The organism is Polynucleobacter paneuropaeus, from assembly GCF_003261235.1.
Taxonomy (GTDB): Bacteria; Pseudomonadota; Gammaproteobacteria; order Burkholderiales; family Burkholderiaceae; genus Polynucleobacter; species Polynucleobacter paneuropaeus.
In genome coordinates, this window is the sequence record NZ_CP030085.1 from 1076499 (window position 1) to 1088341 (window position 11843).

Consider the following 11843-nt stretch of genomic DNA (forward strand, 5'->3'; position numbering starts at 1 on the left):
TATTGATTCTAAACACAATAATTAAAACTCGGCGTGGACCCGAAAGGAATAGATCTGCACTGGGCCCCGAGCCGAGTTGTAGGCCGGATTATTCACATGCTGATAGTTCACTCCGAAAAGGACATTTTTGACCAATAGAGCGTTGTAATACAGCTCGGCAATCTGCTCGGGTTTGTAAGAAATGGTCTGATTTGGGCCCGCATAATCACCAATGAAATACGACACACCACCCGCTTGCAGATACTGACGTCGATAGCTCGATAAGCCGTTTTGCATCATCGAAATACCAATCGTATCTTTTTCTCGATTCCAGTTCAGGCCGTTAATACTGACGCCGACTGATACAGAATTATCTGCTTCTGTAAAGGACATGGTTTCGGTATGGCCATCAGAGGTAAAGGCGCGTCCGTAGATACCGACTGTTTTCGTAATGGCTTGTTCACCATTAATACCGATACCCGTTTTAAATTGCTGATTGGTTCTCACATCGTTGATGGCTTGCGTACCTTGTGCATTATTTTGAATCACATAGTTGGTCGCATCCTGAAAGCGCGCTAAGGTCATCTTATTGCGATAAGCCAAGACACTTACCTTACCTGGCAAGCCAGCGATATTGTGTTGACGCTCTACTTCAATTTGATCGCCATAGGATTTAAAAATTTGATTATCTAAATCACGGCCATTGGGAGTTTTAGGCGCAAGCGTCCGTGCTGCACGAAAGACCCAGTTATCCCGATACCACTCACCCGCCAAGCCCCAGGTATAACCACGAGCATCGGCCGCATAGTCATAGGCCAAATAAGTCATATTGCCCCAGTTCATAAATTGAACGCGGGGATCCTTAGCATAGGTGCTGTCATCAAAGACATCTAAAGTAGAAAACTTGCCGCCAGTAATGACAAAACGATTACTACTCACGGTTTGGGAGATCTGATTAGCCTCATTTTCTAAATGGACTTTTGCGCCGTCTTGATTAATGGTGTGACGGAAGAAAGCGCGTGCTGAATAAAACTGAGCTTGAGCACCGGCAGCCTTATTGGCTTCACCGTTCGAAAAGCCACCTAAACCAACCAAACCCGAAAATGGGACTCCAGAAAATACTTCAGGGTTGTAATACAAGTCGGTATTTTCGAATACACGCGCACCAAAAAATAATGTACCCGACCAGGTATCACTCATCGACTTTTTTGCCGACATACTGTTCAGACCAGAATAGGATGCCGTGAAATTGTTATAGCGTTGGTTGATATAGGTTGTTTGCCCGTGGATATTGACGGGCATACCACCCAGCGTTCCCTCAGTCGGCAACCAGCTGATTGGCTCCTCGATACTTGAAATTTGATCGGCGCCTGAACCTGCTCTTTGGGCAAGAGCAGAAAAGCTTAGCGAACTGAGCAAGCAGGCTATGAGATATAGATGGAAACGCTTCACAACAACCTTGCTTGTAAATAAGAATGATTCTCATTGTAAATGAGAAAATATGTCTAATTCGTTAAAAGTTTCCTAATTTACATTAAATAGGGCTTGGGGACACTGCGGGCAGGCAGTATTTAGCCCAGCGTTCGGCGATCCATCATGGCTCGGGCGAGCGTTCCGGCATCTACGTACTCGAGTTCACCGCCCACTGGTATACCTCTGGCAATACGGGTGACCTTAATGCCTTTGGCTTTGAGTACTTCACCGATGTAATGGGCAGTAGCTTCCCCTTCGCTCGTGAAATTGGTTGCCAGCACGACCTCTCTGACAGGCACTCCAGTATCCGGATTTTCGATGCGGACAATCAGGCGATCAAAATGAATTTCATTGGGGCCCATGCCATCGAGGGGCGAGAGGCGTCCCATCAGTACAAAGTAATTGCCTTTAAAGCTCAAGGTTTGCTCGACCATGATTTGGTCGGCAGGTGTCTCCACAATACAGAGCAGTGATGGATCACGGCGCCCATCCGAGCAGGTAGAACAGATCTGATCTTCTGAAAACGTATTGCAACGGGCACAGTGACCAACAGTCTCAACCGCCTCACCTAGAGATTGTGCAAGGACTGCGGCACCATTGCGATCATGCTGCAATAAATAGAAGGCCATGCGCTGCGCAGACTTGGGCCCTACTCCTGGCAAGACTCGTAATGCCTCGATCAATCGGTGCAATGCGTCTTGGGGAACTTCAGGGCGGGCCATCGATCTGGATTTTAGAACGGTAACTTAAATCCGGGCGGCATTGGCATACCCGCCGTTGCGCCTGACATCAATTGAGTGCTCGCTGCCTCTACTTGTTTGAAGGCATCAGCATAAGCAGTCACGATCAGGTCTTCGAGCATCTCGCGATCATCCATTGCACCAGGTTCGATCTGCACGCGCTTGAGTTCGTTCTTGCCAGAGACAGTCACCTTGACTAAGCCGGCGGCTTGGCCAGTCACTTCTAAAGCAGCAAGTTGATCTTGCGCTTTTTTCATCTTCTCTTGCATCTGCTGGGCTTGTTTCATCAAGCCGGCAATTCCACCCTTCATCATCTTGTTCTTCCTTAGTACGTATCAGTAGTAATTGATTTATAGCGGCTTCACAGAACCACCAACCACCTTAGCGCCAAACTCTTTTTCAAGTGCTTGAATAAAAGGATCGGCTGCGATCAGTTGTTCCGCAGTTTGTCTTTTCTCTTGATGAATCGCTGCATCAATTTTGGCAACGCTCTTGCCTTCGACTTCACCCTTCTCAATCGTCAACTTAATGGGTTTACCAAAGTGTGCAGTCAACACTTCCGTTAGGCGGGCTACAGAAGCGTCGGATGCAAGTGATGGTGTAGGCGTAACAATCCTTGCCTTAATCCCTGTCGCTGAATCGGCCCAGTCTTGTAACTCTGTCTGAAAAGCCAACTGCTGTACCAATCCCTTCACGGGTAAAGCGCGCATTAGGGTATGCCAATCTGGCCGTTCGCTAGATGCGGCTGGGGGCTTTGGGCTAGCGGGAGCAGCAGCTCTGGGTTCAGAGCGATTGCTTGGCATCGCTGGTCTAGCGGGTGCTGTGTTTGCCCCTGTATTTGATCTAGCAGCTTGAGGCTCTGAGCCAGCAGGTCTAAATGCCAGCATCCGTAGCAATGCCATAGCAAAGCCCGTTTGCTCATCTGGTGCGAGTGATAAGTCGGGACGGCTGGTGATGCTGATTTGATAAAAGAGTTGCGCTTCTTCTTTGGTGAAGATTTTGGCTAGGCGGCGTACTTCTGTTGCTTCGGGCCAATCTTCTAATACCGACTCTGGAACAATTTGCGCAGCAGCAATCTTCTGAATCAAACTCGATAGATCTTGTAATGCTAATGAGAAAGACATACTGCGCTCACCCATCTCATTACTAATATTAAGTAAAGTTGCGCCATCTTTACTGACTAGTGCATCCAGAATACGAATGAGGTACGCATCGTCTAATGTACCAAGCATGCCGCGGACAGATTCTTCAGTGACTTTGCCAGCGGCATACGCAATCGCTTGGTCCGTCAGCGATAAAGCATCGCGCATTGAGCCTTGACCTGCTTTTGCAATCACGCGCAGTGCATTGGTTTCGTAATCGACTTTTTCTGCAGCAAGCACTTTCTCCAAATGCTCAACAATCAGGGGTACTGGCATTTGCTTGAGATTGAACTGCAAGCAGCGCGACAGAATGGTGACGGGGATCTTTTGGGGATCGGTTGTTGCCAGAATGAACTTGACGTGCTCTGGTGGCTCTTCCAGAGTCTTGAGCATGGCATTAAAGGCATGATTGGTGAGCATGTGTACCTCGTCAATCATGTAGACCTTGTATCGTGCATTGCTGGGTGCGTAGGCGGCTTTCTCTAATAGAGCAGCCATCTCATCCACACCACGATTACTGGCGGCGTCCATCTCAATATAGTCAACAAAGCGACCTTGATCGATTGCGGTACAGGCAGAGCATTTGCCACAAGGTGTCGAGGTCATTTTTCCTTGACCATCTTCGCCGATGCAATTGAGGGCTTTAGCCATAATGCGGGCAATCGTGGTTTTACCCACTCCGCGGGTGCCGGTAAAGAGCCAAGCGTGATGTAGGCGTCCCTGATCCAAAGCATGGGTCAAAGCCTTGACCACATGGTCTTGTCCTACCAATTGGGAAAAAGTTTTAGGGCGCCACGAACGGGCTAGTGCCAATGCAGTCATGCTTTACATTCTAACAAGCTAAAATGGAATTGGATGGGCCTCCCCGCATGGTGGGTTGGATAACCTGGTCAGGTCGGGAACGAAGCAGCCAAACCCAATTTCTGTCAGTGCCGGGGGTTTGGCTCATCCACCCTTCTTTTCAAGAACTTATGGCCGATGGGTTAGCAGCCAGTCTTTAAGTGCTAAATCAATTTTTGTCTGCCATCCTGCACCAGCAGCTTTAAATTGTTCAATGACTTCAGCAGACAATCGAATGGTTGTCAGCGTTTTGGGTGACTTACTCACACTACCAACCGGTCTTCCACGCAATCTTTTAGCAAAGGCTTTGCGACCCTCTTTTTCTGAAACGACCTTTCCCTCAACACTCCACACACCACGCTGTAAATCTGCAGCACTAATTTCTGGAGCATCATCAGAATCAATCCACTCCTTTTGCGTATTCTTTAATTTCACGTTCATTTGCATACCTCATTGAAATGATTCTTCTCTTTCGACCTCTCGGAGTCCAAACCACTACCGTTAATCGATCATCCAAAAATCCAATAGCAATAAATCTTCTCTCGCCGTAACTCTTTCGCAGATCTTCAATAGTGTGAGTGGTGTGACTTAAGACTTCCCATGCTCGAGCAAAGTCCAAGCCACGCAACTCCAATGTTTGAGCCCTCTTTATAGGGTCAAACTCAATTAATCCATTTAATTGTAGTAACAAATTATTCAGCAATCAAGTATTTATTTGTAGTAACAAACAATTAAATGATGTGCAGAATGGCTAAGATTTGCCAGACCATCCAGATAAGAACTAAGACCAGGACGGTTCGACCGTCGAGAACAACCCTAAAGTACCGCGCTTGCTTGTGAGTACATTCCAATGCAACTTGCATGAACCCTCCTCTATTAAGAAGGGTTCAGCGTATTAGCTTGGATTAGGTATTGGTAGAGTGAATGGATGAAAAGTATGTAGGAAAGCTCTGTCTTTTCTACTCTTTTCTATTACTTAAGCAGCTCAAAGGACACTATTGACTGCTAAAAGTTTAGCGCAGCAATAAAGTAATAGAGGATTGTGATGGTCGAGAAAATAGCAACAAATATTAACCCTAAAGTAAGGTAAATTTTGGCTGACTTATTTTTTGATTCAACTGCTTTGTTAATACTCATGGCATAGCCTTTGGTTAGGTAAAACTTAGCTTCCGTGACCCTTGATATAAGTTTCAAGAAACTTAATCTGGTCGCCCTGTGACTCAATGATATTTTTTACAGTATCCCCAACAGAAATTATTCCAACCACTTTCTTTTCTTCTACGACAGGTAGATGCCTAATATGTTTATGAACCATAATTGCCATGCACTCTTCTAATGAGTTAGAAAGTGAGACAGTAAGAGGATTGGCTGTCATTATTTTTGAGACAAGAACTTGTTTTGGATTATCGTGTGGCAACAGTACTTTTATAGCGCAATCTCCTTGCGAAACAATTCCTGCTAATTTTCCATCATCAATAACTAAAACTGCTCTGACCCGATGATCACGCATCACGGTCAAAACATTGTCCACGGTGTCAGACGATCTTACGGAAAAAATTGTCTTGGGTTTTTTCTCAATAACGTGTTTTACTGTTGTCATAAAAATCAGCCTCTTAAATAGAAGTACTGCTTCTGTATTTAATGCTTAATAAGCCTAACTCATTGAAAATATTATATCGATGCTCAAGAAAGTTTGCCTGGTGGGCGATTGACTATTTGGATGGGTTGTGTCTTTCACTAATTAGCCCTATTCATTCTCACTCACCAACCCCACCCGACTAATAATCCAACAAGCTGCTGCAATCAAGATAATGGCAGTACTCTCGTATACAAGAATAGAGGGATCCCCATCCTTACCCTGCAGGATAATTAACCTGCTCAATGCAGTCATTGCGATGAACAAAGGTATTGTGATTGGAATACGATGGCTTGCATAAAAAGCGCCTAGCATACCAAGCACCTCTGCATAAATAAACATGAGCAAGAGGTCCTTCAACTCAACATGATGGTTAGCAATAGTAGATAAAATTTCTTGGGCCATTGCTGTAATCGTAAAAATTGCAATGATGATCAGAAATAACTTTTCAATTAAGCCAATAATATTTTTGATATTCATACTCCTACCCCTTAATTTTTTAATGAGTTTCAACTCACCTTAATTTCTTCTATAAGTTTCTTGATCGGTTGGTCAGGATTGGCGTCCATATTTTCAGTCTATCGAATTGTGGCTTAGGTGTCTATTTTTAGATGCTTACCTACAAAAGCACCTTACACAAAGCCTATTACCGAGCTCAGCTTAGATATTAAAAAACCCCAACTGACAAGGTCAATTGGGGTTTCTGTCTACGACTCCTCGTAAGGTAACCAGGAATCCGTGATTTCCTGATTTCCTTCTACCTACTCGCTGCTATTACTGATAGTGGCGATTCATTGCAACTTGTTTCTTTTCATAGACATCGTGCTTTGTGTTCTTTGCTACAGCAAAGTAGGACAGGATCATCACAATCGCTAGTGATAGGCCGTTGATGTTGTTTAGTAGTTCCATTTGATGCTCCTTTTTGTATCGTTGATTATCGTGCTACAGGTAATTCATCCCACTGGGTGGTGTAGTTGGGTGATTTATTGCCAGACTTCATTTGCCACTGTTGTTTCGTGCCGGTGGTTGCGCTGCGAATCACACCGCTCCCAAATCGGCTGTTAATTGCGTCCATCGCTTTCATGAGATCAGCAGACTTGCCTCGGGTTTCCATATCTTCAAATAGAGATTGTTGGGTAGTGGGTTTGTCTGAGAGTAGATTGAGTACGATGCCTGCTTTCTTATACCGAAATCCTTTTTGATAGATTTGCTTGAGCCCATCGATTGCGGCTTCGGTGAGCTTGAGCGTGTTATCGCTAGGGTTCTCTAGAGCGATGGTGATGCTCTGTGCGTATTGAGGCTCATTCTGTTTATGGGGATTCGTCTGAATGAAGACACTAATCGCACCGGTGACTGATTGTTGACTACGGAGTTTCTCGGCTGCTCTGGCGGTATGGGTGGCGACTGATTCAGCGAGCTCTTCTAAGCTGGTGACTAACTTGCCAAAGCTACGTGAGGCAATAATTTGTTGTTTGGCTGGTGCTACTTCTTCGAGCTTAAGGCAAGATACACCGCGCAGCTCATAGCACAGTCTTTCCATCACCACGCCAAACTGTTGGCGCATGGTTTGGGGTGAGACTTGCAAGAGATCAAAGACGGTATTGATCTTCATGACCTGGAGTTTTTTAGCCAGCTGTCTGCCAATGCCCCACACTTCTGCTGCAGGGGTCTCACTCATCCATTGATAGAGGCTTTCTTTAGGCATGCTATCAACATCACATACACCGGCAAACTGGGACTGCTTCTTGGCTAAGTGATTGGCAAACTTGGCGAGGGTCTTGCTAGCACCAATGCCAACACAAACTGGTAAGCCAGTGGTGTCTTTAACGTCTTGTTTAATCGTTTGCCCTAAGTGTGTTGCGTCTAGATAACCCTGGAGTACGGATTCAATTCTCAGAAAGCTCTCATCAATGCTGTAGACCTCAAAATTAGGCGTATAGCGTTTGAGTGTTTGTACTACCCGCTCGCTCATATCGCCATAGAGGGTGTAGTTTGAGGAGAAGGCTTGGATGCCATGCTCCTCTGCAAGATCTTTCATCTTGAACCAAGGGGTTCCCATCTTGACACCAAGCGCTTTGACTTCTGCACTGCGCGCTACGGCACAACCATCATTGTTAGAGAGCACCACCATGGGTACATCTTCTAACTTGGGCTGAAACACCCTCTCGCATGAAACATAGAAGTTATTAACGTCGACGAGGGCAAAGAGTTGTTTGCTGGTCATTGCTTGCCCCTGCTGCTAGCGTGGCTGTACTTACGCACCACCCCTACGACCACACCCCAGATCTGTAACTCACTTCCTTCATTAAAGGTAATGGCTTCGTATTGGGGGTTTTCGGGTTGGAGCTCAATTCGACCTCTGAGTTGGTAGAGGCGTTTGATGGTGTACTCACTATCCACTACGGCAACCACGATATCTTTGTGCTTGGGTTTAAGGGCCTTATCGACGACGACCTTATCGCCGTCACAAATGCCAGCCCCCATCATTGAATCCCCCTTCACGGTGAACATGAAGGTGGCAGGTTTGTTTTGGACCAGATAGCGGTTCAAATCCAAGCCATCTTCAGCGTAATCCGCCGCTGGACTAGGAAATCCTGCTGAAATCCGATGGCTCAGGAGCTTGAGCTCATAGTCGTCAAAATGGACCGCTAAGCCCTGTGGGGCTTGGCTTAGAGTGCTTTTTGTGGTGGGTGACTTAAGTTCCATAAGTGCCAATATACTGTATGTTTATACAGTATGCAAATACAGTGGTTTTTAAGCACCCAAATTGGCTTAATCTGCTTATTTTGAGCTACAATGTAGCTCATTAAGGAGGGGTTTATGACCGCAAACGCAGTAGTTCGCGCCAGAATTAACGGCGATATCAAAGAGGAAGCTAGCGCCATATTGGCTGCAATGGGTCTAACGCCGTCTGATGCCTTTCGAATTCTGATGACCCGCATAGCCAGAGAAAAGGCTCTACCCTTTGAACCATTAAGTCCCAACGCAGAAACGATTGCTGCGATGAAAGAAGCTAGAAAAGGAAATCTCAAATCCTTTACTTCTGTTAATGACTTAATGGCTGACCTGAATGCGGACGACTGAATACACCAAAAAATTTAGAAAAGATTACAAAAGAGAATTAAAAGGTAGGTACCGACTTACGCTAGCTAGAGATTTTCAGGAAACTTTAGATTACTTAATTAATGACTGGGATCTTCCCTATCGATACCACGACCACCCCTTAGTGGGGGACTGGGTGGACCATAGAGACTGTCATATCAAACCCGATTTAGTCCTCATCTACAGAAAACCGGATCAGCGCATCCTTCAATTGGTTCGACTAGGATCACATAGCGAATTAAGCTTATAGGCTTAAGGGTTTCTAGCCATAAACCCTAAGTTCTTTTGTCTTCTGGCGTCCGCATAATGCAGATTGCCTTATACAAATAGAACAGTAGGAGACCAATGAAGACGTACAAGATCGCTTCCATTCCAGGTGACGGAATTGGTAAAGAAGTTATTCCCGAATGCGAGAAGGTGCTCAACGCCCTGAGCAAGAAACATCCTGAAGTGGCTTTTGAGTTTGAGCACTTTGATTGGGGCGGTGATTACTACCGCAAGCATGGCGTGATGATGCCCGACAATGGTCTTGATCCATTGCGCTCTAAAGATGCCATCTTGTTTGGTTCTGCTGGTGATCCCGATATTCCAGATCACATTACCTTGTGGGGTCTACGCCTCAAGATCTGCCAAGGCTTTGATCAATACGCAAACGTACGCCCTACTCGGATCTTGCCGGGTATTCAGACACCGCTGCGTAATTGCAAGCCTGAGCAACTCGATTGGGTAATCGTGCGCGAGAACTCCGAAGGTGAATACGCTGGCTTAGGTGGCAGAGCCCATCAAGGCCATCCCATTGAAGTCGCTTCTGATATGAGCATTCTGACGCGCGTAGGTGTGGAACGTATTCAGCGCTTTGCCTTTAAGTTAGCGCAATCGCGTCCTCGTAAACATCTCACCGTGATTACTAAATCGAATGCTCAGCGTCATGGCATGGTGATGTGGGATGAGATTGCTCGCCATGTTGCGAAAGACTTTCCAGATGTCACCTGGGATAAAGAATTGGTCGATGCTGCTACAGCTCGCATGGTCAATCGCCCTGAGTCTTTAGACACGATCGTGGCCACTAATCTACATGCCGACGTCTTAAGTGATTTGGCTGCAGCGCTCGCTGGTAGCTTAGGTATTGCACCCACAGCCAATTTAGATCCGGAGCGCCGTTACCCTTCGATGTTTGAACCTATTCATGGTTCGGCTTTTGACATCATGGGTAAAGGCTTAGCCAATCCAATTGGTACTTTCTGGTCGGCGGTGATGATGCTCGACTTCTTGGGCGAAAAAGCTTTAGCTGGCAAACTCATGCAAGCGATTGAGAAGGTTACCGCTAATCCTAAACTGCATACTGGCGATCTCGGCGGTACTGCCAAGATGGCTGATGTGACTCATGCTGTTATTGAGGAGGTTTCTAAATGAGAATCATCTCTGGTTTACGCTTGATCGTCTTGAGTTGGGGTCTGCTGTTCGCTGGTCTCATTCAGGCCCAGCCCTTTCCTGGTAAGACCATTCAGTACATCATTCCTTTTCCGGCTGCGGGTGAGTCTGACTTGGTTGCACGCTATCAAGCTGAACTCTCTGCCAAGAAATACAACCAGCAGATGGTCGTGATTAATCGTGCTGGTGCCGGTGGCGCTTTAGCTTGGAGCCAACTCAATAGCTACCCGGCTGATGGTCTCACCGTAGTGGGTGTGAATATTCCGCACATCATCTTGCAACCGTTACAAGAAGGAATTCAGTTCAAGACGGAAGATATTAATTCAATCTATTTTTATCACTACACACCGGATGCATTGATGGTCTCAGCCGATAGTCCCTACAAGACTTTTCAAGATTTAGTCGCAGCGGCAAAGAAAGATCCAGGCAAAGTCAGTCTAGCGGGTTCAGCCCTCTACTCAGCCAACCATATGGCCGTAGAGCGTCTCAATAAAGCCATGGGAATTAAAACCGAGTACATCGCCTTTAAAGGCACGGGTGATCTCATCACCTCTTTAATTGGGATGCACGTCGATGGCGCGATGGGTTATTTACCTTTAGCCATTCAGCAAAAAGGGAAAGTGCGCACCTTAGCGATTGCTACTGAGAAACGCCACCCTGCCCTACCCGATGTGCCTACCTTTAAGGAGCTGGGCATTAATTGGGTTGATGGCGCTTATCGTGGTATTGGTGTCCCCAAGGCAACTCCAAAACTGATCCAGCAAAAACTGTCTGACTACTTTGCTTTATTGAACTCAGATCCAGAGATCAAGAAGAAGCTAGAGGATGCCGGCTTTGTTCTAGTCGACATTCCTCTGAGCAAAATGCCCGCCTTCATGAAAGAGAAGACGGCGCAGGCAATGGATGATGCGAAAAACGCGGGAATGATTAAGTAAGGCAGTTACTACTGCTTTACTTATCTTCCCAAGTAATCGCTCTTACCAATATCGACTCCGTTGTGGCGCAGGATGTTGTATGCCGTGGTGATATGGAAGTAGAAATTCGGGATGATCCAAGTCAATAAGTATTGATCACCGATGAACTCGAAGTTCCACTCGAGAATGGAGAATTTAATCTCTTTACCTTCGCTGCCATCGATTTGCTCGGGCTTGATGGTGTCGATAAAAGTAATCGTCTTAGCGATACGCTCATAGAGTTCTGCAAAGCTCGCTTCTTTATCTTCAAACTTGGGTGGCTCAATTCCGGCTAAACGGGCAAAGCCATTCTTAGGCTGATCACAAGCAATTTGGATCTGCTTGGTGAGCGGAAACATATTGGGATAGAGTCTGGCCTCTAAGAAGACTTTAGGATCAATCTTGTGGGCAGTAGCATGCTCTTCTGCTTTTTTGAGAATCACTGACAGATTGGTCAACATCTTTTTAAATTGGGGGACTGATGCTTGGTACATTGATAAAGCCATGTGTATTACTCCTGGTAGGTTATTGCTGAACTGGAGTGTAA

The 11843-nt window shown here is 46.0% G+C and carries 17 protein-coding genes and 1 other RNA gene; 5 read left to right on the plus strand and 13 right to left on the minus strand.

Annotation, left to right across the window (positions count from 1 at the left end; all coding sequences use genetic code 11):
• Window positions 1-21: 21 nt before the first annotated feature.
• From Pas1_RS05655 to dnaX, 4 genes are all read right to left on the minus strand, one after another.
• Window positions 22-1431 carry a carbohydrate porin gene (locus tag Pas1_RS05655; RefSeq protein WP_112294730.1) on the minus strand — a complete coding sequence of 470 codons (1410 nt, stop codon included), beginning with the start codon at window positions 1429-1431 and terminating at the stop codon, window positions 22-24.
• 119 nt (window positions 1432-1550) lie between these two features.
• A complete protein-coding gene (recR, locus tag Pas1_RS05660) occupies window positions 1551-2174 on the minus strand; it encodes a recombination mediator RecR (protein ID WP_112203757.1) in 624 nt (207 codons plus the stop codon).
• 11 nt (window positions 2175-2185) lie between these two features.
• A complete protein-coding gene (locus Pas1_RS05665) occupies window positions 2186-2506 on the minus strand; it encodes a YbaB/EbfC family nucleoid-associated protein (RefSeq protein ID WP_112203755.1) in 321 nt (106 codons plus the stop codon).
• Window positions 2507-2542: 36 nt separating this feature from the next.
• Window positions 2543-4156 carry a DNA polymerase III subunit gamma/tau gene (gene dnaX / locus Pas1_RS05670; protein WP_112209129.1) on the minus strand — a complete coding sequence of 538 codons (1614 nt, stop codon included), beginning with the start codon at window positions 4154-4156 and terminating at the stop codon, window positions 2543-2545.
• A gap of 32 nt (window positions 4157-4188) precedes the next feature.
• On the opposite strand from dnaX, the gene ffs reads away from it, so the two are divergent.
• Window positions 4189-4287, plus strand: an RNA gene (gene ffs, locus Pas1_RS05675) — signal recognition particle sRNA small type.
• Between the two features lie 16 nt (window positions 4288-4303).
• On the opposite strand, the gene Pas1_RS05680 is transcribed toward ffs, so the two are convergent.
• The 8 genes from Pas1_RS05680 to Pas1_RS05705 form a co-directional block, all read right to left on the minus strand.
• Window positions 4304-4615 carry a BrnA antitoxin family protein gene (locus Pas1_RS05680; RefSeq protein ID WP_112237987.1) on the minus strand — a complete coding sequence of 104 codons (312 nt, stop codon included), beginning with the start codon at window positions 4613-4615 and terminating at the stop codon, window positions 4304-4306.
• Window positions 4575-4877, minus strand: coding sequence for a BrnT family toxin (locus tag Pas1_RS05685; RefSeq protein ID WP_112294731.1), 303 nt, complete (start codon window positions 4875-4877; stop codon window positions 4575-4577). Before Pas1_RS05685 ends, Pas1_RS05680 begins: the two co-directional genes overlap by 41 nt.
• Before the next feature lie 28 nt (window positions 4878-4905).
• The gene (locus tag Pas1_RS09820) at window positions 4906-5037 is read right to left on the minus strand and encodes a hypothetical protein (RefSeq protein WP_255880032.1); all 132 of its coding nucleotides are present in this window, start codon (window positions 5035-5037) and stop codon (window positions 4906-4908) included.
• A 299-nt stretch (window positions 5038-5336) separates the two neighbouring features.
• Window positions 5337-5774, minus strand: a complete 438-nt coding sequence (locus Pas1_RS05690) for a CBS domain-containing protein (RefSeq protein WP_112294732.1) — start codon at window positions 5772-5774, stop codon at window positions 5337-5339.
• A 147-nt stretch (window positions 5775-5921) separates the two neighbouring features.
• Window positions 5922-6290: a phosphate-starvation-inducible PsiE family protein gene (locus tag Pas1_RS05695; protein ID WP_112294733.1), complete on the minus strand. Its 369-nt coding sequence runs from the start codon at window positions 6288-6290 to the stop codon at window positions 5922-5924.
• Window positions 6291-6584: 294 nt separating this feature from the next.
• Window positions 6585-6719 (minus strand): hypothetical protein, encoded by a 135-nt coding sequence (locus Pas1_RS09825; protein WP_264080452.1) that lies wholly within the window; start codon window positions 6717-6719, stop codon window positions 6585-6587.
• Window positions 6720-6744: 25 nt separating this feature from the next.
• The gene (locus tag Pas1_RS05700; protein ID WP_112294734.1) at window positions 6745-8034 is read right to left on the minus strand and encodes a Y-family DNA polymerase; all 1290 of its coding nucleotides are present in this window, start codon (window positions 8032-8034) and stop codon (window positions 6745-6747) included.
• Window positions 8031-8516, minus strand: a complete 486-nt coding sequence (locus tag Pas1_RS05705) for a LexA family protein (RefSeq protein WP_112209114.1) — start codon at window positions 8514-8516, stop codon at window positions 8031-8033. Before Pas1_RS05705 ends, Pas1_RS05700 begins: the two co-directional genes overlap by 4 nt.
• Before the next feature lie 114 nt (window positions 8517-8630).
• Between Pas1_RS05705 and Pas1_RS05710 the strand changes: the two genes are divergently transcribed.
• From Pas1_RS05710 to Pas1_RS05725, 4 genes are all read left to right on the plus strand, one after another.
• Window positions 8631-8894, plus strand: a complete 264-nt coding sequence (locus tag Pas1_RS05710) for a type II toxin-antitoxin system RelB/DinJ family antitoxin (RefSeq protein ID WP_112203742.1) — start codon at window positions 8631-8633, stop codon at window positions 8892-8894.
• The gene (locus Pas1_RS05715) at window positions 8881-9162 is read left to right on the plus strand and encodes a type II toxin-antitoxin system YafQ family toxin (protein WP_112203740.1); all 282 of its coding nucleotides are present in this window, start codon (window positions 8881-8883) and stop codon (window positions 9160-9162) included. Before Pas1_RS05710 ends, Pas1_RS05715 begins: the two co-directional genes overlap by 14 nt.
• 95 nt (window positions 9163-9257) lie before the next feature.
• On the plus strand, window positions 9258-10325 hold the full coding sequence (locus Pas1_RS05720) for a tartrate dehydrogenase (RefSeq protein ID WP_112294735.1): 1068 nt from the start codon (window positions 9258-9260) through the stop codon (window positions 10323-10325).
• The gene (locus tag Pas1_RS05725) at window positions 10322-11278 is read left to right on the plus strand and encodes a tripartite tricarboxylate transporter substrate binding protein (protein ID WP_112294736.1); all 957 of its coding nucleotides are present in this window, start codon (window positions 10322-10324) and stop codon (window positions 11276-11278) included. Before Pas1_RS05720 ends, Pas1_RS05725 begins: the two co-directional genes overlap by 4 nt.
• 20 nt (window positions 11279-11298) lie before the next feature.
• Here the strand turns inward: Pas1_RS05725 and Pas1_RS05730 are convergent, their stop codons facing one another.
• A complete protein-coding gene (locus tag Pas1_RS05730) occupies window positions 11299-11802 on the minus strand; it encodes a DUF1993 domain-containing protein (RefSeq protein WP_112203734.1) in 504 nt (167 codons plus the stop codon).
• Window positions 11803-11843 lie beyond the last annotated feature (41 nt).